At 56.4% G+C, this 25,115-nt stretch carries 23 protein-coding genes; 14 read left to right on the top strand and 9 right to left on the bottom strand.

What is annotated here, in order from left to right; genetic code table 11:
- Window positions 1-93 precede the first annotated feature (93 nt).
- From AC5Q5A_RS03190 to AC5Q5A_RS03160, 7 genes are all read right to left on the bottom strand, one after another.
- Window positions 94-1,431 carry a ferredoxin reductase family protein gene (locus AC5Q5A_RS03190; RefSeq protein WP_493894312.1) on the bottom strand — a complete coding sequence of 446 codons (1,338 nt, stop codon included), beginning with the start codon at window positions 1,429-1,431 and terminating at the stop codon, window positions 94-96.
- A gap of 137 nt (window positions 1,432-1,568) precedes the next feature.
- Complete coding sequence (locus tag AC5Q5A_RS03185) at window positions 1,569-2,735, bottom strand: adenosylhomocysteinase (protein ID WP_493894311.1); 1,167 nt, start codon at window positions 2,733-2,735, stop codon at window positions 1,569-1,571.
- 103 nt (window positions 2,736-2,838) lie between these two features.
- Entirely contained in the window at window positions 2,839-3,543 is a 705-nt protein-coding gene (locus AC5Q5A_RS03180) for a glutathione S-transferase N-terminal domain-containing protein (RefSeq protein WP_493894310.1), read from the bottom strand.
- 214 nt (window positions 3,544-3,757) lie between these two features.
- A complete protein-coding gene (gene cynS, locus AC5Q5A_RS03175) occupies window positions 3,758-4,198 on the bottom strand; it encodes a cyanase (RefSeq protein ID WP_008889173.1) in 441 nt (146 codons plus the stop codon).
- A 37-nt stretch (window positions 4,199-4,235) separates the two neighbouring features.
- Window positions 4,236-5,144, bottom strand: a complete 909-nt coding sequence (locus AC5Q5A_RS03170; RefSeq protein WP_493894309.1) for an ABC transporter ATP-binding protein — start codon at window positions 5,142-5,144, stop codon at window positions 4,236-4,238.
- 11 nt (window positions 5,145-5,155) lie between these two features.
- A complete protein-coding gene (gene ntrB, locus AC5Q5A_RS03165; RefSeq protein ID WP_008889171.1) occupies window positions 5,156-5,986 on the bottom strand; it encodes a nitrate ABC transporter permease in 831 nt (276 codons plus the stop codon).
- Between the two features lies 1 nt (window position 5,987).
- A complete protein-coding gene (locus AC5Q5A_RS03160) occupies window positions 5,988-7,454 on the bottom strand; it encodes a CmpA/NrtA family ABC transporter substrate-binding protein (RefSeq protein WP_493894308.1) in 1,467 nt (488 codons plus the stop codon).
- A 211-nt stretch (window positions 7,455-7,665) separates the two neighbouring features.
- Here AC5Q5A_RS03160 and AC5Q5A_RS03155 point away from each other — a divergent pair, with 211 nt between their 5' ends.
- From AC5Q5A_RS03155 to rbsK, 8 genes are all read left to right on the top strand, one after another.
- On the top strand, window positions 7,666-9,612 hold the full coding sequence (locus AC5Q5A_RS03155; protein WP_493894307.1) for a sigma 54-interacting transcriptional regulator: 1,947 nt from the start codon (window positions 7,666-7,668) through the stop codon (window positions 9,610-9,612).
- A 105-nt stretch (window positions 9,613-9,717) separates the two neighbouring features.
- Window positions 9,718-9,912: a twin transmembrane helix small protein gene (locus AC5Q5A_RS03150; protein ID WP_008889168.1), complete on the top strand. Its 195-nt coding sequence runs from the start codon at window positions 9,718-9,720 to the stop codon at window positions 9,910-9,912.
- Window positions 9,913-9,958: 46 nt separating this feature from the next.
- Window positions 9,959-10,531, top strand: a complete 573-nt coding sequence (locus AC5Q5A_RS03145; RefSeq protein WP_064779858.1) for a cob(I)yrinic acid a,c-diamide adenosyltransferase — start codon at window positions 9,959-9,961, stop codon at window positions 10,529-10,531.
- A gap of 252 nt (window positions 10,532-10,783) precedes the next feature.
- A complete protein-coding gene (locus AC5Q5A_RS03140; protein ID WP_008889166.1) occupies window positions 10,784-11,533 on the top strand; it encodes an electron transfer flavoprotein subunit beta/FixA family protein in 750 nt (249 codons plus the stop codon).
- 15 nt (window positions 11,534-11,548) lie between these two features.
- Window positions 11,549-12,484 (top strand): electron transfer flavoprotein subunit alpha/FixB family protein, encoded by a 936-nt coding sequence (locus AC5Q5A_RS03135; RefSeq protein ID WP_008889165.1) that lies wholly within the window; start codon window positions 11,549-11,551, stop codon window positions 12,482-12,484.
- Between the two features lie 68 nt (window positions 12,485-12,552).
- Window positions 12,553-13,440 carry a 3-hydroxybutyryl-CoA dehydrogenase gene (locus AC5Q5A_RS03130; RefSeq protein ID WP_064779860.1) on the top strand — a complete coding sequence of 296 codons (888 nt, stop codon included), beginning with the start codon at window positions 12,553-12,555 and terminating at the stop codon, window positions 13,438-13,440.
- A gap of 160 nt (window positions 13,441-13,600) precedes the next feature.
- Window positions 13,601-15,067, top strand: coding sequence for a xylulokinase (gene xylB / locus AC5Q5A_RS03125; RefSeq protein ID WP_493894306.1), 1,467 nt, complete (start codon window positions 13,601-13,603; stop codon window positions 15,065-15,067).
- A 149-nt stretch (window positions 15,068-15,216) separates the two neighbouring features.
- The gene (rbsK, locus tag AC5Q5A_RS03120) at window positions 15,217-16,140 is read left to right on the top strand and encodes a ribokinase (protein WP_493894305.1); all 924 of its coding nucleotides are present in this window, start codon (window positions 15,217-15,219) and stop codon (window positions 16,138-16,140) included.
- 17 nt (window positions 16,141-16,157) lie between these two features.
- Here rbsK and AC5Q5A_RS03115 read toward each other — a convergent pair whose 3' ends face one another.
- On the bottom strand, window positions 16,158-16,718 hold the full coding sequence (locus AC5Q5A_RS03115) for a TlpA disulfide reductase family protein (RefSeq protein ID WP_493894304.1): 561 nt from the start codon (window positions 16,716-16,718) through the stop codon (window positions 16,158-16,160).
- Window positions 16,719-16,749: 31 nt separating this feature from the next.
- Here AC5Q5A_RS03115 and argH point away from each other — a divergent pair, with 31 nt between their 5' ends.
- The 4 genes from argH to AC5Q5A_RS03095 all read left to right on the top strand — a co-directional run bounded on the left by argH (window position 16,750) and on the right by AC5Q5A_RS03095 (window position 22,217).
- Window positions 16,750-18,165, top strand: coding sequence for an argininosuccinate lyase (gene argH / locus AC5Q5A_RS03110; RefSeq protein ID WP_493894303.1), 1,416 nt, complete (start codon window positions 16,750-16,752; stop codon window positions 18,163-18,165).
- Window positions 18,162-18,308, top strand: coding sequence for an LPS translocon maturation chaperone LptM (gene lptM, locus AC5Q5A_RS03105; RefSeq protein WP_493894302.1), 147 nt, complete (start codon window positions 18,162-18,164; stop codon window positions 18,306-18,308). Before argH ends, lptM begins: the two co-directional genes overlap by 4 nt.
- Window positions 18,305-19,576 carry a diaminopimelate decarboxylase gene (gene lysA / locus AC5Q5A_RS03100; protein ID WP_008889158.1) on the top strand — a complete coding sequence of 424 codons (1,272 nt, stop codon included), beginning with the start codon at window positions 18,305-18,307 and terminating at the stop codon, window positions 19,574-19,576. Before lptM ends, lysA begins: the two co-directional genes overlap by 4 nt.
- A 187-nt stretch (window positions 19,577-19,763) precedes the next feature.
- Complete coding sequence (locus AC5Q5A_RS03095) at window positions 19,764-22,217, top strand: DUF4175 domain-containing protein (protein WP_493894301.1); 2,454 nt, start codon at window positions 19,764-19,766, stop codon at window positions 22,215-22,217.
- Window positions 22,218-22,302: 85 nt separating this feature from the next.
- Here the strand turns inward: AC5Q5A_RS03095 and AC5Q5A_RS03090 are convergent, their stop codons facing one another.
- On the bottom strand, window positions 22,303-23,121 hold the full coding sequence (locus AC5Q5A_RS03090) for a zinc-ribbon domain-containing protein (RefSeq protein ID WP_210515088.1): 819 nt from the start codon (window positions 23,119-23,121) through the stop codon (window positions 22,303-22,305).
- 350 nt (window positions 23,122-23,471) lie between these two features.
- On the opposite strand from AC5Q5A_RS03090, the gene ftsE reads away from it, so the two are divergent.
- Together ftsE and AC5Q5A_RS03080 are read left to right on the top strand one after the other, a co-directional pair.
- Window positions 23,472-24,149, top strand: coding sequence for a cell division ATP-binding protein FtsE (gene ftsE, locus AC5Q5A_RS03085; protein WP_008889155.1), 678 nt, complete (start codon window positions 23,472-23,474; stop codon window positions 24,147-24,149).
- Between the two features lie 60 nt (window positions 24,150-24,209).
- Complete coding sequence (locus AC5Q5A_RS03080) at window positions 24,210-25,112, top strand: cell division protein FtsX (RefSeq protein ID WP_008889154.1); 903 nt, start codon at window positions 24,210-24,212, stop codon at window positions 25,110-25,112.
- Window positions 25,113-25,115: the final 3 nt, after the last annotated feature.

Raw genomic sequence — 25,115 nt, 5'->3', positions numbered from 1 at the left:
ATTGCCAAACCAATTTGGATAACGAGCAAACGAAAAGCGGGCGGTTCCATAACGGACCGCCCGCACTCTATTCAGCGCCAAACTCTGGTTTTCCTATCTGAAATCAAACAGCTCCTGATGGAAGGCATTGCAGGGCAATCCGGCGGCCACCAGATCGTTTTTGACATCTTCGCCAAATTGGCGCGGCCCACAGAACCAGACTTGCGCTTCTTGCCAATGGGTCACATCAGAACGGATTTTCTCGCCGGTCAGAAAGCCGTCGCGCGCATCACGCCATTCGTACAAGCGAACACCGGCACGCCCGGCAAGATCGTTGATCCGTGCCATCAGTTCGGGATCGCAATGCGGCGCAACCTGATAAAAATCGATCTCAAGCTTTGCCGGATGGGCCACCAGATCTTCAAGCCAGGCAACAAATGGCGTCAGTCCAATCCCGCCGGAAATCCAGATTTGATGGCGTTTTTCCCGATCCAGTACAAAGGTGCCATAAGGCCCCTCAAGCGCCACCCGGTCGCCCGGCTTCAATGTTTCGTAAAGCGTGCTGGTATAGTCGCCGAGTTTCTTGGCGATAATGGTTAGGCCCGGAACCCCGTCGCGCCAGGCAGATGCAATGGTAAACGGATGCGCTTCGTTGCTATTGCCAAACCGGACAAAGGCGAACTGCCCGGCAAGGTGGCCTTTCCACCCGCCATCCGATCTGATCGCGATCTGAAGCGATTTCATCTCCGGCAAATAATCAACCTCGATCACCTCGCCGGTGGATCGGCGCCCGGCCCCGATTTGGCCAAACAGAACAATGATGGATGACACCGTGCCCACCAGCAACATCGCCGCCAGAACATAGCCAACCGGTGTTGCCCAATTGGCGAAATCAAGCAAAACGATGCTGTGATAAACCAGCACGAGATAGATCACGGCCAGAACGGTGTGTGTTCTGGCAAACCAGCGATACGGGATGCGCTTGATCAACGCTATCAGGATCAAGGCAACGGCAATATAAAACGCCCACTCCCCAACCGTTTCCGCCAGCCCGCGCTGCTCATTAAACAGCGATTGCGCCCAATGCAGGCCCGTTCCATCCTGCCTTTGCCCACGCCGCCCCCGTTCCAGAAGGCCAAGCGCAACACCCCATTTCGGCGCCATCCGCCAGGCCCAGTGCAGGGTCGCTACGATAAGCACGCTGATGCCAAGCCACTTGTGCAGGCGATATGCCTTATCAAGCCCGCCCAACCGTCGCGTCAGCCACACAGGCCGAACCGACAACAACAAGATCAGGCTCATCATGCTGATCGCAAGGAAGCCCGAATACTGCACCATAAAATGGCGAAGGCTGATGAAACTGGATGCCGCAAAAAGATCGGGATTTGAAACCAGCCAGATGCCGGTCATCACCAGAACAAAGCCAAAAAAGACCTTTGAAATCGTTCTCATGACCGGCCTCCATCCTATAATGAGTGATGCCGTGGGCGATTGAGCGCAAATGTTTGCGCGCGCCCCGACATCAACCCATTAAGGTTACCAGACAGCACCGGGTGGTTCGTTGCGATTCGTCAGTTCAGCAAAATTGATCAGCTGTGCGATTGCAGGATCGCTTGGGCAATTTCGCGTTCGACATCTTCCGGATAGGGATAAAAGCCCGGCTTGAACGAGGTCGCCCCGCCCGATGCCAGCCAGTCAATCCCGCGGATCAGAATGGCCGAAAACGGATCAAACAGATCCTTGCCCGATCCCCCCATGCCGGGTGCAAGGTTAAGTAGGCTACCGCGGTTCAGAAGATACACCTCGCGGCTGTTATCCAGCTCGAACCGTTCGATATGGCGGCGCATTTTCGTGCGCGTCTGGGTATCCAGCCATTTGACGTCAATCTCGGTATTGGAATGCCCGACATTGACCAGAATCGCACCGCGACGGCACTGCTTGATCTGCGCAGCACCCAGAATGCCCGAAAGGCCGGTGGCGGTCACAATGATCGCGTTTTCTTTCAGGCCATCTTCAAGGCTGACAACCCGGCAGCCATGATGCTGCGCCTCAAGCGCACGGACCGGGTCGCGTTCGGCAACCGACACCACCGCACCAAGATTGCGCGCGCGTTCGGCCACCCCGCGCCCGACCGGGCCAAACCCGATCACAAGAACCGTGCGCCCATAAAGTGCAAGACCCGTCACATTCGAAAAGACCGGCCACATTTCCTGTGCCACATGGTGGCGGTTATGCAGGCGATCCTTGATGGCAATATCGTTCCAGTTAAACACCGGGAAGGAATAATCAAGCTTCTCAACCCGGTGCACACCGGTCGTAGTCGCTTCAAGCGCGCCATCGACCTTGTGGCCTTTTTTGACAAACGCCTCAATCAGCTCCCCGCCCATATCGGCAATGATGTCTGCGGGCTCGGACGACAGGATATCGATGCTTTGGGCATATTCATCGCGCGTCATGCCGGAAAAGGCATGGACCTCTACCCCATGGGCGGCAAGGTAGGCGGCGGCCGCATCATCAGTACTATCAGGGTTACATGCGCCAACCTTGACCCTGGCACCGGCCTTCACAAACGGCAGCAATGTGGGAATGGTGTCTTCAAGAACGTGCTGGAAACTGACGATGGTTTTGTCGCGCAGATCACGCTTGGCAACATAGTTCCCGTATTTCGCCGTCACCGGACAAATCACCTCGCGCCAGGCAAGGGTCTCGTCAGTGATCTGTTGGGCAAGGGCGGCGTCCTTGATGCGGCTGGTCATGAATTGGTCTCTTAACTTCGTGGGACAATGGATCATCCCCTAATTAAGGCCAGCCTGACCGGATGAAAAGCATTTGTCTCCATCCGGTCAAAATCAGCGGGGATTAATCACGGGCCGGGATGTTCAGCCCGCGCTGAACGGCCGGGCGATCAAGACCGCGTTCCAGCCACGCCGGAACGTTTTTGAACTCGTGATAATCCACAAGGCTACCCGCGTCATAGAAACCGATCAGGTTGCGCACCCAGCCAAGCGACGCAATGTCGGCAATGCTGTATTCATCGCCCATGATCCAGTCACGACCGTCAAGGCGGGTTTCAAGCACACCCAGAAGCCGCTTTGATTCCTTGCGATACCGATCCAGCGGACGCTTGTCTTCGATCTCCTTGCCGGCAAACTTGTGGAAGAAGCCAAGCTGGCCAAACATCGGGCCTAGTCCGCCCATCTGGAAATAAACCCACTGGATCGCCTCGATCCGTTTGGCCGGATCGACAGGCAACAACTTGCCAGTCTTCTCCGCCAGATACTGGATGATGGCACCCGATTCAAACAGACCAAGCGGTTTGCCATTCGGTCCATGCGGATCAATGATTGCCGGGATTTTACCATTCGGGTTCAGCGACAGGAATTCCGGCGTCCAGGTTTCATCTTCGCCGATATTGATCAGATGCGGCTCATAGTCCAGACCGGTTTCTTCCAGCATGATCGAAACCTTCACCCCGTTGGGCGTCGGCAGGGAATAAAGCTGGATAATGTCCGGATTTTGCGCAGGCCAGCGTTTGGTAATCTCGAAGTTCGACAGATCAGCCATGATAAAGCCCTTTTGAAATCGTTATAGTGTTGACCATAACATTTAGATGATCCTTCGAAATGTGCCACCGGCAATCTGGCAACTTATTGTTTCCCGCACGTTATCTCTGCCAATGCGCGCGCCTGAAAAACAAAACCGGCCTGCGTGAAACAGACCGGTTTCGTCTTCTGCGACTGCTCGTACCAGGTGACTGCGAACCACCGATTGGCTTGATTTACCAGGCGCGGTATTTCAGGAATTTACCATCAAGGGTAATGACAACGCGGTCGCCCTTCGGGTCTTCCTTGCGTTCGATATACATTTCGTAGTCGATCGCGCTCATGATGCCGTCGCCGAATTTCTCGTGGATGATTTCCTTGATGGTCTCGCCGTAAACACCAACGATTTCATACAGGCGATAGATCGCCGGATCGGTCGGCACGGCCTGATCCCAGATTTTCATCGGGCATTCCTGCATGACAGCCGATGCTTCAGGCGGCAGGTCAAACAGGGCGACCAGCATGTCGGCCTTGTCCTTTGGCGCGGAATTCATGCCAAAACAGACCGAAGTCGTCCATACCGGCGACATGCCGATCTTGCTGGCAACTTCTTCCCAGCCAAGGCCTTTGGCCTTTTTGGCTTCGATGATCATTTCTTTGACATCTGCTTTTTTCACAGCTTTTCTCCTTCTAAGTAATCAGCGTGCAGGTGATTTATTCCACCGGGCTGGTGGCCGGTTTGCGGTTGTCTTTGGGATCTGAAACCACCCCATGCGCACCAAAACGCACGATGGATGGTTCGCTTGGTGTGCCTTCCTCCTGCTTGCCGGCAAGCGCCTTGGAGCGGGTGGCAAGGAATTCGACCAAGTGGTTTCGGATGTCGTAATAGTCGGAATAGTGAATGATGTTGGCCCGTTCACGCGGGCGCGGGATATCGACCTGAACCGATTCTGCGACACGGGCATAGGGCCCGTTGGTCATCAGCAAAATGCGATCCGCCAACAGGATGGCCTCATCCACATCATGGGTGATCATGAACACCGTCTGGTCCGACCCCGACCAGATGCGGATCAATTCATCCTGAATGCTGCCGCGTGTCAGGGCATCAAGGGCCCCGAACGGCTCATCCAAAAGCAACAATTCCGGCTGGATCGCAAAGGCACGTGCGATCGACACACGCTGACGCATGCCGCCCGACAATTGCGATGGTTTGCGAAGCTCCGCCCCGCCAGCCAGCCCGACCATTTCCAGATACTTCATCGAATGGTCGTGAACCTGTTTCTTGCTCCAGGATTTATAGCGCGCCTGAACGGCAAAGGTGACGTTCTTAAGTGCTGATAACCATGGCAGCAGGGAATAGTTCTGAAATACGATCCCGCGATCAAGGCTGGGACCCGACACTTCCTTGCCATTCATGATGACCGCCCCTTCGGTCGGTTCATCAAGACCAGCCAGAATGTTCAGGATTGTCGATTTGCCACAGCCGGAATGGCCGATGATGCAAACGAACTCCCCCTTCTCGATCCCCAGATTGACGTTTTCAAACACCGTCAGGGCTTCACCGCCCTTGGGTGCCTGAAAACGTTTGGTCAGGTTCTGCAAACTCAGGAATGGTTTCGACATTTCAGGTCTCCTTATTCCTGGTACTGCACAAGACGTGCGCAGTAGGCAAAGGCGGTATCAAGCAACATGCCGACAACACCGATCATCAGGATCGAGAACACCACGCTGGTCAGATCAAGGTTGTTCCATTCGTTCCAGACGTAGTAGCCAATCCCCGTCCCACCCACGAGCATCTCGGCCGCGACAATCACAAGCCATGCAATGCCGATTGAAATCCGCATGCCGGTCAGGATGGTCGGGGCCGCAGCCGGCAGGATGACGATCCAGGCGGTTTTGAGTGGGCCCAGTTCGTGGGTGCGTGCCACATTGACCCAGTCCTTGCGAACCCCGGCCACACCAAAGGCTGTGTTGATCAACATCGGCCAGATCGAACAGATAAAGATCACAAAGATCGCCGATGCCTGACTGTCCTGAATGACAAACAGCGCAAGTGGCATCCATGCCAGCGGGGAAATCGGGCGAAGGACCTGAATAAACGGATCAAGCGCCTTGTACATCAGGGGTGACATCCCGATCAGGAACCCGACCGGAATGGCAATTGCCGCCGCAAGGAAATAACCGCTCAACACGCGATAAAGCGAATAGCCGATCTGGATACCGATGCCCTTGTCGTTGGGACCGGCGTCATAGAACGGGTTGCTGAGCTCCTCCCATGCCTTGGCGATCACGTCCGAGGGGGGCGGCACAGCGGCCTTTGGCTCTGCCCCGCCCATCAGAAGTTCATATTCCGTAAGTTCGCCAGCGAGTTGTTGTTTTGGGCTGGCGGCCTCCCAAAGACCAAGGAAGACCGCCAGAAGTACAAGTGACAACACCAACGCCCTGGCATTGAGCGATGCCAGCATGTCAGCTTACCCCTTTGCCGATGGCAAAGCTGTTGACATAGGCCTCAGGCTGATCGGGATCGAACGTCTTGCCCATGATGGTATAGCTTTTGTAAGTCTCGGTCGGCGCTTCATAGCCAAGCTCTTTCATGATCTTGGCGCAATCGCTCGCGACATAGACTTCTTCGGCGATTTTCTTGTAATCGACATCGCCCTCGATATAGCCCCAGCGCTTCATCTGGGTCAGGATCCAGACACCCATCGAGTGCCACGGGAACGGATCGAAATCGATGCGATCCGGCACGTTTTTCACTTCGCCCAGACCATCGGCGTAACGGCCGGTCAGGACCTGCTCAATCACCGGAACCGGCTGGTTCAGATAGTTGGCCGGTGCGATGGCGGCCGAGATTTCCTTGCGGTTTTCCGCCTTGGCGGCGTACTGGGTCGCGTCCACGATGGATTTCAAAAGCGCGCCATAGGTGTTCGGAAGTTCTTCGGAAAACGCCTTGGAACATGCGAATGCACAGCACGGGTGGCCTTCCCAGATATCTTTGGTCAGGGTGTGCAGGAAGCCGATTTTTTCCCAAACTGCACGCTGGTTAAACGGATCGGGTGACAGATAACCATCAAGGTTACCAGCACGCAGGTTTGCCACCATCTCGGGCGGCGGAACGACACGGATCTGGATGTCTTTATCCGGATCCAGGCCATGCTCGGCGACGTAATAGCGCAGCAGGAAGTTGTGCATCGAATATTCGAACGGCACACCGAACTTGAAGCCCTTCCACTGCTTGGGATCACGTTTATCAAGGTGATCGTTATGCAGGACAATCGCCTGACCATTGATGTTTTCAACGGCCGGCATCAGGAACGGCGTTGCGGTCGAACCCGCCCCCATCGAAATCGCCAGCGGCATCGGGGTCAGCATGTGCGACGCGTCATATTCATTGTTCAGCGACTTGTCGCGGGCAACTGCCCAACCGGCGGTCTTGATGACATCAACATCAAGGCCGTATTTCTCATAAAAGCCCATCGGCTGGGCCATGATGATCGGCGTTGCGCAGGTGATCGGCACAAAGCCGATATTCAGTTTGGATTTTTCCGGCGTGCCCAGATCATCAAGGATGGCCGCCTTGACCTTGTCGATTGGCAGGACCGAGGCAAGGGCTGCCATCATGGTGCTGCCGCCGACCATCTTGGCAAAGGAACGACGCGAAATGTCGTTATGACCAAACACCGAACGCACAATCGCGCTGTCGATGGCACGATCAAGCATTTCTTCGCTGCTTTCCGGCGTTTTGGCATCCATATCGCCCATATCACTATGGGCCGGCATGCTGGCCAAATCGTGTTTTACGCCATGGTCATGGTCTTTATGTGATGCATGTGTATGCCCATCTTTTGACGAACAGACATCACAGCTGCATGATTTGCTGTGACGCAGATCGGTATCGCCACTAAATGGATTGCCCAGACTTTTGACTGACATGTGATCACCCCCTGTGTTGTTACGCCGCCAGAAAGGCAGCACCAGATGTTCACAGTCCCTACAGCAACGGGCGTGCCATTTTGTGCAATGCGTCATTTTTCGTTGAAAACGCTGGACTCTTGCGCCTTTGAGTGAGACGCTAACCACATACGAAAAATCGTAATTCACGAAATATCGTAGTAAATATTACGATATTTCGTAGGAGAGTGTGATGAGGATCAGTGAAATCAATCCCCTACCGGTGATGATTGAAAACCTGCATTTGCAGGCATTGCTCGCACACACCCATCCAACCTTGCTGATTCATCCCAAAACGGACCGGATTGTCTTTGCCAATCAGGCCGCTGCGAACTTGTTGGGGCGCAGCATCGAAGAACTTCTGGCGACCTCGATGAGTGCGCTGCACAAAGGTCAGGTGCCCAGTCTGGTCGTGTTTAGCGAGGCGGCCTTTTATCACGGATTTGCCTGGACCCGCGGTCTGGACCTGACCCGTCCCGACGGCACAGAACTGAAACTTGAACACGAAGCGCGTCCGCTCGTTCTGGACGGCGAAGACTATCTGACCGTCACGATTTCCGATCTTGATGCCCGCCATCGCCGCGATGTGGACTCGGAGGCCGATGATTACTTACGCGAAGGCATTGCCGAATGGCGCCGTGCCGAACGGTTTTTCCGCGAGATTGAGCGCGAAAACCAGCTGATCCTGGGTGCCGCTGGCGAAGGCATTTACGGGGTCAATAGCGACGGGATCACGACATTCGTCAATCCGGCAGCCGAACGCATGCTGGGCTGGACGGCAGAGGAACTGGTCGGCCGCGAAATCCATTCGATCATCCACCATTCCCACGTCAATGGTGACCCGTATCACGCCGAACAATGCCCGATTTACAACGCCTTTCGCGAAGGCATCGTCAGGCGGGTTGATGACGAGGTCTTCTGGCGCAGCGACGGCAAACCGATCCGGGTGGAATATACCTCCACCCCGATCCGCGACCATGGGCTGGTGATCGGGGCGGTGATTGTTTTTCGCGACATCACCGAACGTAAAATTGCCGAGGAAAAGCTGCACGCCGCCCTTGCCGAGGTCGACCGGCTGCGTGAACGGCTGGAGCTTGAAAACGCCTATCTGCAGGAAGAAATCCTCTCAACCAACAACCACCATGAAATCATCGGCCAGTCCGATGCCATTCAGGGTGCGCTTAAACAGATCGACCTTGTTGCGCCCACCGATGCCAACGTTCTGATCACCGGTGAATCCGGCACCGGCAAGGAACTGATTGCGCGCGCCATCCATCAGGCCAGCGCGCGATCCGATCGCGTTCTGGTGCGTGTGAACTGTGCCGCAATCCCGCATGAACTGTTTGAAAGCGAGTTTTTCGGCCATGTCCGCGGTGCCTTTACCGGTGCCGTGCGTGATCGCGTCGGCCGGTTTGAACTGGCCGATGGGGGCACGCTGTTTCTCGATGAAGTCGGGGAAATCCCGCTGGAATTGCAGGGCAAGTTGCTGCGTGTTTTGCAGGATCAGAAGTTCGAACGCATTGGCGAAGAACGCACGCGTGAGGTCAATGTCCGCCTGATTGCCGCCACCAACCGCGACCTAAAGGAAGAAGTCCGTCAGGGACGTTTCCGCGAAGACCTTTATTTTCGCCTCAACGTCTTCCCCATCGAATGCCGACCCTTGCGCGAACGGCCCGATGATATTCCACCGCTGGCATCACACTTCCTGCGCAATATCTGTCAGCGCCTTAATATCGCCCAGCCCACCCTAACCAAGGGGCAGGTCCGCACCTTGCAAAACTATGGCTGGCCGGGAAATGCCCGCGAACTGGAAAACGTCATCGAACGGGCTGCGATTCTGGCCCATGACGGCAAGCTGCATTTTGACCTGCCCGAACTGGGCGGGCGCGACAGCCGCAAATTAGCAGCGCCTGCGACAGAGCCCGAAAGCAAACCGGAAAAACCCGTACTGACCCGGGGTGAGCTGCGCCAAACTGAATATGACAACATCATCCACGCGCTGACCATGACCAAGGGCAAGGTATTTGGTGAAAATGGTGCGGCCGCCCTTCTTGATATCAAACCAACCACGTTGGCATCGCGTATCAAGAAATTCAAAATCGACCGTCGCAGCTTTGCGGCAAACGAAACCATCGACTAATTGCCAAAATTGCCATCGTCTGGTTGCCTGTTGCGTCCATTTGGCGCAGCATGTCGCCGCCGGGCGCGGTATAAGTCAGCAGGCAGAAACAGGGAAGAAACAGGAATGGCTGGTTTTTTACAGATTGGTGTTTTGCTTGCGATGGCAGCTGTCGCCGGGGTCCTGATCATGGGCATCGTTTCGATGGCACGCGGCAAGGATGCGCGCAAACAAAACAAACTGATGCAAATGCGCGTCCTTTTGCAGGGCCTGGCCCTGTTGCTGCTGTTCATCCTGTCGCTGATGGCGGTCGGTTCCTAAGCCAGGCATAAGCCTTGAACACACAAACCAAGATTACGGACGGCACATGGTTCAACTGACTCGTATCTATACAAAATCCGGCGACAAGGGCAAAACCGCCCTCGGCAATGGCACGCGCGTTGCCAAAAATGATGTGCGCGTAGAGGCCTATGGCACCGTTGATGAAACCAATGCCGTGATTGGTGTCGCCCGCCTGCATGCAGATGGCAACGTCGATGAAATGCTGGCCCGAATCCAGAATGATCTTTTCGATCTGGGTGCTGATCTGTGCACGCCGGGCGATGGCAGCGATGATAACCCCGAACGGCCCGCCCTTCGCATCACCGCCAAGCAAACCGAACGGCTTGAGGCCGAGATCGATCAGATCAACGAAGCCCTTGATCCGCTGAAATCATTCGTCCTGCCCGGTGGTAGTGCGCTTTCGGCACAGCTGCATGTCGCGCGCACCGTTTCGCGCCGGGCGGAGCGCCTTATTGTCGAACTGGCCGGGATTGAAACCATCAATCCCGAGGCCGTGCGCTATATCAACCGGCTGTCAGACCACATGTTTGTTCTGGCCCGCCACGCCAATAATGGCGGCAAGGATGATGTTCTCTGGAAGCCCGGGCTGACCCGATAAACTGACGTGATAACAAGATTATCGGACAAAATCCTTGTTCCCTTGCGGATTTTTGCCGTATCAAGACGGCGAAGGGCATCAAGATTTTCGTGAAGTAGTTGTCGTTAACGTCAACACCTTTACGTAAATTGACAACCTGCGTAGCACTACCTATTGTGCGTCGCGGGGAAAACATTACCATGCGGGCCAGCGCAAACTGCCTTGGCAGGGAGCAAACCCGCAGTTTCGACAACAAAAACGAACAGGTCTGTCATGAAGGTTCTTGTCGCCGTTAAGCGCGTTGTGGATTACAACGTCAAGATCCGTGTCAAACAGGACCAGTCTGGCGTTGAGTTGAACAACGTTAAGATGTCCATGAACCCGTTTGACGAAATCGCCGTTGAAGAGGCCATCCGCCTCAAGGAAGCGGGCACCGCCACCGAAGTGGTTGCTGTGTCGCTCGGCGTTAAACAGTGCCAGGAAACCCTGCGCACGGCCCTCGCCATGGGTGCCGATCGCGGCATTCTGGTTGAAACCGAGGACGAACTCCAGCCGCTGGCTGTTGCAAAGCTTCTGAAAGAAGTCGTTGCCAAGGAAAGCCCGGATCTCGTGATCCTCGGCAAACAGGCAATTGACGATGATGCCAACCAGACCGGTCAGATGCTGGCCGCACTGCTGGATTGGCCGCAGGGCACCTTCGCGTCCAAGGTTGTCGTTGCTGACGGCAAGCTTGATGTCACGCGTGAAATCGACGGTGGTCTTGAAACCATCAAGATTGATCTTCCGGCAATCGTTACCACCGACCTGCGCCTCAACGAGCCGCGTTATGCGTCGCTGCCGAACATCATGAAAGCCAAGAAAAAGCCGCTCGATACCCTGAGCCCGGCCGACCTTGGTGTTGATACCGCGCCGCGCCTGAAAACCCTGAAAGTTTCCGAACCGGAAGCCCGTCAGGCAGGTGTCAAAGTTGCCGACGTCGCAGAGCTTGTCGACAAGCTCCGCAACGAAGCAAAAGTAATCTAAGCGGGGATCAATCAAATGAGCATTCTTGTTATTGCCGAACACGACAATACCGAACTGAAGGGTGGCACGCTTAACACCGTTGCTGCTGCTCAGAAAATCGGTGGCGACATTACCGTTCTCGTGGCTGGCGAAGGCTGCAAGGCCGTTGCCGAAGCCGCTGCCAAGGTTGAAGGTGTCTCCAAGGTTCTCCTCGCAGACAACGCAGCCTATGGCCACTTCCTTGCTGAAAACATGGCGGGTCTGGTTGGTGAACTGGCGGGTGATTACAGCCACATTCTCACCTCGGCATCTTCGTCGGGCAAAAACTTCATGCCGCGCGTTGCCGCCAAGAAAGACGTCGCCCAGATTTCCGACATCACCGATGTTGTCGATGCCGATACCTTTGTCCGTCCGATCTATGCCGGTAACGCCATGGCAACCGTGCAGTCGACCGACAGCCTCAAACTGATCACGGTCCGGACCACCGGCTTTGATCCGGTCGCCGCCGAAGGCGGTTCTGCATCCATCGAAGACGTTGCTGTTGCATCTGATGCAGGCAAGTCGACCTTCGTTGGTCAGGAACTGACCGAGTCGGAACGTCCGGAACTCACCGCTGCAAGCATCGTCATCTCTGGCGGTCGTGGCATGGGTTCGGGTGAAAACTTCCACCTGATCGAACCGATTGCCGACAAACTCGGCGCTGCGATTGGCGCTTCTCGCGCTGCGGTTGATGCGGGCTATGCCCCCAACGACTGGCAGGTCGGCCAGACCGGCAAAGTTGTTGCACCGCAGCTATACATTGCTGTAGGCATTTCGGGTGCTATTCAGCACCTTGCCGGCATGAAGGACAGTAAGGTCATTGTCGCGATCAACAAGGACGAAGAAGCACCGATCTTCTCGGTAGCGGATTACGGACTTGTCGGTGACCTGTTCGAGGCCCTTCCCGCTCTGGCGAGCGAACTCGACAAATAATCTGATCCCCTTTAGGGTCAAGGCAACGCATACTCTTGTTTTGACCCTTGGGGACGAGTGGGGAACAAATGGCTTCGTTGGAAGATATCAAAACCATTGGCGTAATCGGCGCCGGTCAGATGGGCAATGGTATTGCGCATGTGATCGCACTGGCCGGTTACGACGTCCGAATTCTCGACATCTCGCAAGATGCCCTTGATAAGGCCATCGGCGTGATGGAAAAGAACATGGACCGTCAGGTCAAAAAAGAGATCATTACCGCAGCGCAAAAAGATGCGGCTTTGAAACTGATCTCAACCGGAACGGAATATACCTTCCTGTCTGACTGTGACCTGGTCATCGAAGCGGCAACCGAGAACGAAGAGATCAAGAAACAGATCTTCAAGGCTCTGTGCCCGGTGCTCGGCCCGGAAGCGATCATCGCGACCAACACCTCTTCGATTTCGGTCACCCGTCTGGCGTCCTATACCGACCGCCCGGCGAAGTTCATGGGCATGCACTTCATGAACCCGGTGCCGCTGATGAAACTGGTGGAACTGATCCGTGGTATTGCCACGGACGAAACCACCTATCGCACCATTCATGAACTGACCAAAAAGCTCGGCAAGGACACGGCAAGCGCTGAAGATTTCCCGGCCTTTATCGTCAACCGCATCCTGCTTCCGATGATCAACGAGGCGATCTACACCCTTTACGAAGGCGTGGGGAATGTTGAGTCCATCGATACCGCGATGCGTCTGGGTGCGAACCATCCGATGGGCCCGCTGCAACTGGCAGACTTTATTGGTCTCGATACCTGCCTGTCGATCATGCATGTCCTGCATGATGGTCTGGCCGATACCAAATATCGCCCGTGCCCGCTTCTGGTCAAATATGTCGAAGCCGGATGGCTTGGCCGCAAGGCTGGCCGTGGCTTCTATGACTATAGCGGCGACGAACCGACCCCGACCCGCTAAGCGGTTGCACGCCAGGACTGGCGTTACGACATCAAAGCCGCTGCCCCGCAGCGGCTTTTTTTGTTGCATTCCGTGCTTCAACCATCTGGAATGGACCCTGCTCTAACCCGCGCAATCATGATGTCGGGAAAAATCAAACGGTTCTGGAGGCCGTCCGAACATGTATCTCGGAATTGATGTCGGCACATCGGCAGTCAAGGCACTACTGATTGACGAAAACTCGGTCACCCTTGCCGAGGCTGATGTCCCTTTACGCGTATCCAGCCCCAAACCGTTCTGGAGCGAACAAAACCCTACCGACTGGTGGGACGCAACCTTGCGCGCCATCGATGACTTGCACCGCCAAAACCCGTCGGCAATTGCCGCAACCCGTGCAATCGGCCTGTCGGGTCAGATGCATGGCGCAACATTGCTGGGTGCGGATGACAAGCCACTCCGCCCGGCGATCCTGTGGAATGATGGTCGCGCCACCCGCGAATGCGCCGAACTTGATGCCGCCCTGCCCGATCTGGGCCAGCGCGCGGGCGTTGCCACCATGTCGGGCATGACCGCGCCCAAACTGATCTGGCTGCAAAAGCACGAACCGGATGTTTTTGCCAAAATCAAAACCATCCTGCTGCCCAAGGATTACATCCGCTTTTGCCTCTCAGGCGACAAGGCCACCGAAATGTCGGATGCGGCGGGCACGCTTTGGCTTGATGAACAAAGCCGAAGCTGGAACCAAAGCGCGATCGAAGCTTGCGGTTTGACCCGCGATCAACTGCCGCATCTGGTCGAGGGATCGGATATCACCGGCACACTGCGCGCAACACTGGCCGACCGTTGGGGCATGCGGGACGACGTCATCATTGCCGGGGGTGGCGGTGATGCGGCGACCGGTGGCATCGGGGTCGGGGCGGTTTCCCATGGCGATGGCTTCATTTCGCTGGGCACCTCGTCACAGATCTTTGTCGCCTCGGACAAATACCGTCCCAAGCCCGAAGAACTCCTGCACAGCTTTGCCCACGCCATCCCGGACCACTGGTTCCAGATGGCGGTCCTGCTTAACGGGGCCAGTTGCCTGAAATGGGCGGCCGACCTTCTGGGCGAGGCCGACATTACCGCATTGCTCAACCGGGTCGAGGCCCAGCACGACGCCCCGTCTGATATCCTGTTCCTGCCCTACCTCAACGGGGAACGCACCCCGCACAACAATCCGCATGCCCGGGGCGTATTCTTTGGTCTGGGCAGCGATACAGACCGCGAAACCTTGGTTCAGGCAGTGCTCGAAGGGGTCGGCTTTGCCCTCCGCGATGCCAAGTCCCGTCTGCACAAGGCCGGAACCCAGTGCGACCTGCCCGGCGTGATCGGCGGCGGTGCCCGCAGTCGTTACTGGATCAAGATGATTGCCGACATCCTGGGCAAACCACTTGCCCGCTATGAAGGCGCGACCAAGGGCCCCGCCTTTGGGGCTGCCCGTCTGGCCCGTCTGGCCCTGACCAAAGAACCGGTTGCAGACGTTTGCGTCAAACCGGCAATCGAAGAAGTGATTGAACCTGATCTGACCCGCCATGATGCCTACCAGCCGCGCTTTGCCAAATTCCAGCGCATTTACGCAGCCTTGTCAGACGAATTCACCCCTGACTGACCGTCTGATCGCCTGATCAGACAGACCGGCTGTTGCGTGGATCCATAACATTTTTATGATCTCGATAGATTTTGGCGACATCGCCCTTTAAACCCCTGATCTGAGAACAACATTAACTTAGTGGAATTCATTTATAAACGCGGACGATTATGACGATTGCAGTTGTTGGAAGCTCGAACTTTGATTTTGCGGCCCGTGTGGCGAAGCTTCCTGTTCGGGGACAAACGGTTTCCTCCCGGGCTTACAAGACCGGACCGGGCGGCAAAGGATGCAATCAGGCACTTGCCGTCGCCAGACTTGGTGTTTCCCCTGTGTTCATCTCCAAGCTTGGCGATGACATGCTGGGCAAACAACTGATCGAAACCCTTGCCACCGAGGGGTTGGACACCACCAACCTGATCGTCGCCGACGAAGCACAAACCGGTATTGCCCTGATCTCGATCGATGAGGCGGGTGAAAATATGATCACGGTCGTGGGCGGGGCCAACATGACCATGACCCGAAACGACCTTCATGAAAAACAGGAACTCCTGCGCAACTGCGACTATCTGCTGTTGCAGCTTGAATGTCCGGTGGTGGCCATTGACTGCGCGATCAAATATGCCCGTGAAGGCAATGCAAAGGTCATTCTTGACCCGGCCCCGGTCGCCGATCTGGTCGTCATGCGCGACCTGCTGGCCCTGACCCATATCGTTACCCCGAACCAAAGCGAATGCTTGGCCCTTACCGGTATTGATCCGGTGGATGAGGCCACCGCCCGTGCCGCCAGCATCAAGCTGCATGACATGGGCCCGGAAACCGTCATCATCAAAATGGGCGGTGATGGTGCGTTCTATTCATCGGGCGGGCAAACCGGCATGGTTCCGGGCTTTGTGGTCAACACGGTTGATACGGTGGGAGCAGGCGATTGCTTCAATGCTGGCTTGGCCGTCGCCCTGCATGGTGGTCAGGCGCTCAAGGATGCCGTGCGCTTTGCCTGTGCCACCGGCGCACTTTCCACCACCAACAATGGTGCTGCCGAGGCCGCACCACGCCTTGCCGATGTTCTGTCGCTGATCGAAGGCAACGCCTAAGACCGTGTCACTTGCGCTCAGGACGTCTGATCAATCAACTGATCGAAATAGGTGATGACCTCTGGCGCATCCCAACGCGCAATGCCTTCAAGCTTGCCGCGCAAATCACCCTTGGCGTCATAGACAAAACTGGTCGGAAGGCCGCGTGCCCCCATCTGACGGGCAATCGCCCCACGCGGATCCAGAACGATATCAAGGTTCTCGATTCCATTGGTTTCAAAGAATTCGCGCACCGCATCCGCCCCGCCACGGTCCTGACTAAGGGCCAGAACACGGAACGGCTTATCTGCCATTTCGACCGCCAGGCGATCCAGATCGGGCATTTCCTTGACGCATGGCACACACCAGGTCGCCCACAGATTGACCAGAACAACCTGTCCTTTCAGGCTGTTAAAGGCGACCTCGTCGCCATTTTCATCGACAAACGCCAGATCTTCGGGCAAAGAACCCCCTTCGGATGGCATAACCATCTTTGAAAGTTCTTGCGGGAATTGCGTATCAGCAAAGGCAGGGGTTGCATAAATGCCCGAGATGGCGACAATCACGCCAAGTTTTACGTAACGAAGCAATGCTTTCACAACACCCACCTTTCCAAGACTGCGGATCACGATGACCGATCAAAACGCCACTGACCAGAAAAACGCAAACTCCCTTTGGGGCGGCCGCTTCGAAGCAGGCCCGTCAGCCATCATGGAAGAAATCAACGCTTCCATCGGTTTTGACAAACGCCTTTACGCCCAGGACATTCAGGGCTCGAAGGCCCACTGCGCCATGCTGGTCAAGCAGAACATCATTCCTGCTGAAGATGGCGAAAAGATCACCAACGGTCTAGACCAGATTCTTCAAGAAATCGAGAGCGGTGAATTCAAATTCTCCGCCGCCCTTGAAGACATCCACATGAATGTCGAAAGCCGCCTGCGCGAATTGATCGGCCCGGCGGCTGGTCGCCTGCACACCGCACGTTCACGCAATGATCAGGTTGCGACCGACTTCAAACTCTGGGTCCGTGACGTTGCACTTGGCGATCTTGAGGTCGGCCTCAAAGGCCTTCAGGAAGCCCTGATTGCACAGGCTGAAATCCACGCAGAAACCATCATGCCGGGCTTCACCCACCTGCAGGCCGCCCAGCCGGTCACCTTTGGTCATCATCTTTTGGCCTATGTTGAAATGTTTGGCCGTGATCGCGGGCGTGTTGCCGATTGCCGCACCCGTATCAACGAAAACCCGCTGGGGTCTGCGGCCCTTGCTGGTACGCCCTACCCGATTGATCGTCACATGACGGCAAGTGCGCTCGGCTTTGATCGCCCGACGGCGAACTCGCTCGATGCGGTATCGGATCGTGACTTTGCGCTTGAATACCTTAATGCCGCATCGATTGCCGCCATGCATCTGTCGCGCTTGGCCGAAGAAATGGTCATCTGGTGCTCGGCCCAGTTCCGCTTTATCGGTATGTCTGACAAGTTTTCGACCGGCTCATCGATCATGCCGCAAAAACGCAATCCGGATGCTGCCGAACTGATCCGCTCCAAGATCGGGCGTATTGTTGGCTGCTATAACGGTTTGATGCTGTCGATGAAGGGTCTGCCGCTGGCCTATTCCAAGGACATGCAGGAAGACAAGGAACCGGTCTTCCAGGCTCATGACCATCTTGGTCTGTGCGTTGCCGCCATGACCGGTATGATCGCCGACATGAAGGTGTTTGCCGATAATATGCGTGCCGCTGCCGGTGCGGGTTACACCACCGCCACCGACCTCGCCGACTGGCTGGTGGCCGAACTTGGCATGCCGTTCCGTGATGCCCACCACGTTGTTGGCGCGACCGTGAAGCTTGCCGAAACCAAGGGCTGCGACCTTGATCAGCTGTCGCTTGAAGATCTGCAAGGCATCGAACCCAAGATCACCAATGCAGTTTATGATGTGCTGACCGTCGAGGCATCGGTTGCCGCCCGCCAAAGCTTTGGTGGCACCGCCCCGGTCCGGGTCAAGGAATCCGTTGCGGCGGCAAAGGAAAGGTTCCTCAAATGAACAGCAACCTGTTGAAACGCGGCACCATTGTTGCGCTTGCCGTCATGTTGGGGCTTGCAGTTGCGGCATGCGGCAAAAAAGGCCCGCTCGAACCGCCGACCGACAAAGGTTATGAATATCCAAGGGATTACCCGGCCCAATGAACCATTTTGAATATATCAACGGCGAACTTTATGCCGAAGGCGTCTCGATCCGGGAAATGGCTGACAAGGTCGGAACCCCGTTCTTCTGCTATTCGACCGCGACACTGGAACGCCATTACAAAGTCTATGCCGACGCATTTGACGGCCTTGATGCCACCGTGTGCTTTGCCGTTAAGGCAAACTCCAATCAGGCTGTCTTGAAAACACTCGCCAATCTTGGTGCGGGCGCAGACGTTGTTTCGGTTGGTGAAATGCGCCGTGCGCTTCGTGCGGGCATGCCCCCGGCCAAGATCATCTTTTCCGGTGTTGGCAAGGCCGATGCCGAAATGCGCGAAGCCCTTGACGCCGACATTGCCCAGATCAATGTCGAAAGTATCCCCGAACTGGTTGAGCTGAACCGTGTTGCCATAGACATGGGCAAAAAGGCCCGCATTGCGTTGCGCGTCAACCCGCATGTAGATGCCAAAACCCACGAAAAGATCGCCACCGGCAAGGCCGAAAACAAATTCGGCATCGACTGGACCCGCGCGATTGAGGTCTACCGCGAAGCCGCTGCCATGGATGGCATCGAGGTTACCGGGATCGCGATGCATATCGGTTCCCAGCTGACCGATCTGGCCCCCTTCCGCGAGGCATTTACACGTCTGGCCGGGCTGGTCGAACAGCTGCGATCTGAGGGCATTGATATCCGCAATCTTGATCTCGGTGGCGGGCTTGGCATTGCTTATCAGGGTGAAACACCACCGCTTCCCGATGCCTATGGTCAGATGGTGCGCGAAACCGTCGGCCATCTTGGCTGCCACATCACGCTCGAACCGGGCCGTTTGATTGCCGGCAATGCCGGGATCATGGTGTCGCGCGTCATGTATATCAAAGACGGCGAAGCCAAACGCTTTGTCATTCTTGATGCCGCAATGAACGACCTGATCCGCCCGACACTGTATGGCGCCTATCACGAAATCATCCCGGTCGATGAACAGACTGACGGTGACAAGCAGGTCAAGGTTGATGTGGTCGGCCCGGTTTGCGAAACCGGTGACACCTTTGGCAAGGACCGCGACCTTCCTGATGACCTAAAGGCCGGTGATCTGGTCGCTGTCATGTCGGCGGGGGCCTATGGTGCGGTCATGTCCTCGACCTACAACACCCGCGCGCTGACCCCCGAAGTGCTGGTCAAGGGCAACAACTTTGCCATCGTCCGCCCGCGTCAGGAAATTGACGATCTGATCAACATGGATCAGGTACCCTCCTGGCTCAGCAACGCATAAGACCGGTATTCCGTTTCGGTTTTTAATGCTTTCAGGGCGGCTGGCCATTTGTCAGCCGCCCTTTTATTTTGCCCAATCCCTTCGAATTGCTTGACCCGCCCTGCCAAAAGACCAAGCTTTAAAGAAGCGGGTTGTGCCAGAATGCCGGATACAACGCGCAATATGTCGGCAAGCAGGGCTCAAAGGCATGTCGTTGATACCACCCTATCCCAAGATGGAACGCCATGTGCGCAAGACGCGCTTGGTGATGGTGTGGGAATCTGTCTGGCCCTGTCTGATCCCGGCCCTTTCGATCGGGTTGCTGATCGTTGGTCTGACCCTGACCGGAACGTTTGAACTTCTTCCTGCCACCGGGCACATCATGTTGCTGTCCGTGCTGTCGGTCGCGGTCATGGTTGCCGTGGTCGCGCCATGGCGCAATTTCAAAATGCCCACGCGCCGGGACGTCCTGCATCGGATCGAGGTGGACAATGATCTTGATAACAACCCGCTGCAAAGCCTTGAAGATCATGTCCCCGAAACCGATGACCCACTGACCAGCTACCTCTGGCAGCGTCAACTGGGCCTGCATGAAGCCGCACTGGCAAAGCTCCGGCTGTCGCGCCCCCTGCCCGCCATCACCCGGGTCGACCGCTTTGGCCTGACCGCCATTCCTGTGTTGCTGGTGTTTGTCGGCCTGATGACCGGCCTTGACCATGCCGAGGAACGCTTTTCAAAGGCCTTCAGTCCGCTTCAGCGCCTTGGTGCCGCCGACTTCAGTGCAACCCTTTGGGTCACCCCGCCGGCCTATACAGGGCAAATACCGCGCATCTTGCAGTTCAGTGCCCTGTCCGATACCGATGCGACAGGCGCCCGCCAATCCGAAAACGCAGGTAATGCGACCTCTGACAAGACCAGTGACGTCATCACTGTTCAGGTCCCGGCGGGATCGACCCTTGATGGCAGCATCACAAGCATCTGGGAACCAACCCTGACCACCCCGACCGGCACGCAATCCTTTACCGAGGGGGCAGAGAACAGCTATGTGCTGTCGACCGCAATCGATCAGCCGGGCCAATGGCGGATATCGGTCTGGGGCAATGATCGGCTGACCCTTGATATCGAATTGCTGGCCGATAATGTGCCAAGCCTGTCCTTCGTCAGCCCGCCGACCATCACACGGCGCGATCATGTGCGCCTCGATTACGTCGCCAGTGATGATTATGGCCTTGATAGTCTTGATCTGGTGATCACGCCCGCGGCCGAGGACGGCACGATCAAACAATATGGCCCGATTGATCAGGTGGTGATCGATCTCAAGGGCGATGCCGCTGGCGTTACAAGCAGTGCCGGCGCCATGCCGACCCGGATCGAAGGCCCACGCTTTATTGATCTTGTCGCCCATCCCTGGGCGGGCTTGCCGGTCAATATCCAGATGGTCTCAAACGATAACGCCGATCAGCGCGGCGAAAGCGATATCCGTTCCCTGATCCTGCCCGAACGGGAATTCAGCCATCCGGTGGCGCAAAAGCTGATTGATATCCGGCGTGGTTTGCTGCGCTATCCCGACCGGGCGCTTGAAATGCATCAGGCCCTGCTGCCGATCCTGTTCGCCCCGCAGGCCTTTAACGGCCATCTCGGTGTGTTCCTGACCCTTTCGGTGGCCGAAAGCAGGCTGGCGTCCAACCTGCAAAACCGCGCCACCCATCAGGATGTCGCAGGCCTTCTGTGGCATGTCGCCGAGGAAATCGAACGGGGTTCCTACGGCATTGCCGAACGCAACCTGATGGAGGCCGAGGAACGCCTGCTGGAGGCCCTTGCCAACCCCGATGTCACCGAAAGCGAAATTGCCCGCCTGATCGAAGAATATCGTCAGGCGCTGAATGAATATCTTGCCGCCATGATGCGCGAAAGTCCGGAACAGGCCGAGGAAGAACTCCCGCCCGGCAGTGCAACACTTGAACAACAGGACCTGTCACGCATCATTGATCAGATCGATGCCCTGATGCGCGCAGGCGCGCGTGATCAGGCCCGCCAGTTGATTGATCGTCTGCGCGAACTGGTCGAAAACATGCAAGTCACCACCGGTCAGGGCGGCATGGATATCACATCGACCCTGCGTGAGATGTTGGACGGCATGCGCGATCTGTCGCGCCGTCAGCAGGACCTGATGAATGAAGGCGATAATGCATCCACCCAGAACGGCAATGGCCCGCGTGCAAACCAGCAACAGGGTCTTGCCGACGATGCCGGTGAAATCCTCAACGATCCCGGTCTTGGCCAGTTTGGCGATGTCAGTGGCATGAATTCGGTGATTGATGCCATGCGCGGGGCGGCAGAGGCGCTTGGCAACAATCGGTCGCACGAGGCCCTGCAATATCAGCGACAGGCCATGGACGCCCTGCAACAGGGCATTGGCGAAATCAGCCGCGCGCTGGAAGGCTTAAGCCAGCTCGCCCCGATGCTCGAAGACCTCGAAGGATCCGGGCGCCGTGATCCGCTGGGCCGGCCCGTCGGTGGCGATGGTACCACCACCATCCCGGATGTGAATACGCTCGAACGGGCCTGGCGCATCTTGCAGGAGCTCCGCCGCCGGTCTGGCGACCCCGACCGCCCGGAAATCGAACAGGAATATATCGACCGTTTGCTCAAACGGTTCTGATCAGGCCACTGCCCCCCGCAAAAAACAAGAAAGGCAGCACGCATTGTGCTGCCTTTCTCATAATCAGGATGTTTGCGCGAACCGCTTAGGGCTCGACCGCCTCGCGCGGGTCAAGGAAGGTGACCTGCAGACGGGTCGCCGTCGGGTTTGGACGCCGGATCTTGGTTTCGACTTCCATGCTTTCGCCAACCGGTAGCATCTGTTGCACCATCGGCATTTCCGCACCGGACTGAACCAGCGATTCATCATAAATCAGCGGCACCTTCTTGCGCTGGACCACACGATCAAGCGGATCAAGAAGCTCGATCAGAAGGTAAGGAAGTGCACGCGGTTCTTCACTGATATTGACGATCTCGGCGCGAACCACAAGAACGTCAACGCCGTCCTCTTCTTCGCGGGTCGGCGGCAATTCGCGGATATCAAGGCCTTCGCCGACATGCGGCACATCAAGCCCGACCATGTCATAAACCTTGGCAATCGGCGGCCACAGTTCGATGATCTGATCCTTGGCGAAATAGCCACCCGCACCAATCCCGCCCAACACCAGCAGGAAGATGATCCAGCCGACAATGCCCTTTTTCTTTTTGGGCTCCGGCTTTGGATTGTTGCGAATCAGCTGCTGGGGAATCGGGGGCGGATCGGGGATCTTGTCGGCTTCTTCAAAGCCCGGATCAACCGGCCCACCGCCCATCTGATCTGCATTGAAATCAGCACCCAGCGACCCCTCTTCATTGAACGGGGCCGGAATATCATTTTCCGGGGCCGGGGCTGGCTTCTTTGCGCCAGGCGGGTCCTGATGCCAGCTATTGCCGCAGCTTTTACAGCGCACGGTTCGGCCTTTCGGACCGATTGCTTCTGTTTTAACTGAGTATTTCTTCGAACACTCTGGGCAAGTAATGATCATTGCAAACCTGGCATATCGATGACGGCGGCATCAAACACGGGGGAAGGCGTGAAACTGTCTGCGACTGACGGTCCCCCTGTGCCGTCAGTGAAGCCTTACACTATATGTAAATAGCGGCGATTTAACAGACTGTTAAGCAGAGATAACAGAAGCTGCCCGGATTTGGGTATCAAACCTCTGGCTGATCGGGCTGTTAATGGTATCCAAAATAGACGACAAACCGTCCAAACCGGTTAATTCATTTTCGATATTGTCACGACAAGGCTACTTTCCAACCCTGTCGGATCATGACGAAAGCCGATATAAACACCGATGTATCAACCGTCATTCGCCCAGATGGAGCAAGAATTTTGACCGACGTTGTCAGTTTCAGGAATGTCGGAGTCCGGTATGAATCCGGGCCGGAAATCCTGCGCGACCTTAATTTTACGCTCGGTCGCGGCAGTTTTCATTTCCTGACCGGGGCATCGGGGGCGGGCAAGTCGACATTGATGCGACTTTTATTTTTGGCATTGCGCCAGACACGCGGCGAAATTTCGATCTTTGGACGCGATAATATCCGCATCCCGCGCGAAGAACTGCCGGCGATTCGCCGCAAGATCGGCGTGGTGTTTCAGGATTTCCGGTTGATCAACCATCTGACGACCTTTGAAAACGTCGCCCTGCCGCTGCGTGTTGCCGGTGTCGAAGACCTGCAGATTCGCAAAAACGTAACCGAACTTCTCGAATGGGTCGGGCTTGGCGATCATATCAACGCAGTGCCATCGCGCCTGTCAGGTGGCCAGCAACAGCGCGTTGCCATCGCGCGCGCCGTCATTGGCCGCCCCGCCCTGCTTCTGGCCGATGAGCCAACCGGGAACGTCGATGACCGAATCGCCATGCGGTTGCTCTATCTGTTTGAAGAGCTCAACAAACTGGGCACCACCGTTCTGATCGCAACCCACAACCGGCAACTTGTCCGGCGGTTTGGCCATACCCAATGGCTGCTCGAAGGTGGTACCTTGCACGACGTCACCAACAGCGGCTGAAACCCGACACACCAAGTCCAAGCTTCGTAAACACGGGATCAACAGGACCAACACACGATCATGGCATTTCGCGCACCTCCATCGCACCTCCCACTTGAAAGCGATTCGTCCTCGCGCTTTTTGCCGAGCATCGTCGCATTGATGGTTGCGCTCCTGACCTTTTCCATCGTCGGGCTGGCCGCCCTGCATGACAGTGTCGGTCAATGGTCCGGCCAGATCGAAGGCAGCCTGTCGATCCAAGTCCCCCCGACCGAGCTTGCCAACCGATCCCCCGCCGAACGTGAAGCCGCCCTGCAAGGCACGGTCGATAGCATCATCGAACAGGTTTCCACCCTGCCCGGCATCGCCCGGATCGAGGAACTCAGTCCCGATACCATGGCGGCCCTTCTCGAACCCTGGCTGGGCCCGGACGAAGTCATCAGCGAACTTCCCATTCCGCGCATTATCGAAGTCACGCCTGAAACCGGGTTTAACTTTGATGCACTCGAAAGCCGCCTTGGCGTCATCGCGCCCGAGGCCGTGCTTGATGATCATCGCATCTGGATCGAACGCATTGCCGATGTCGCCTTTTCGGTTGAACTAGCATTGGCCCTTTTGATTGTCGTGCTATTTGGCGCGACCATGCTCTCGGTGGTGTTTGCCACCAGATCCGGCCTTTCGATCCATCATCGCATCATTGAATTGCTGCATCTGATCGGGGCACAGGATGGCTATATCGCCAGTCAGTTCGGCCGCCATAACCGACGCCTTGCCTTCTTTGGCGCACTGATCGGTCTTTTGATTGCACTGCCGGTTTCCGCCCTGATTGGTTGGCTCGGATTGCGGGCGGGCTGGCCGGTACCGTCACTGGTTCTTAGCCCGACCTTTATTGGCCTGATCGTCGCCATTCCGTTTATTGTCGCATTGGTGGCGGGCATCACCGCCAACCGAACTGTGCTTCGTGTCCTACACCGGATGTTGTAACCC

It is taken from the genome of Thalassospira sp. CA1 (genome assembly GCF_059052855.1).
The sequence above is the reverse complement of the archived record's forward strand: the minus strand, read 5'-3'. Positions and strand labels throughout refer to the sequence as shown.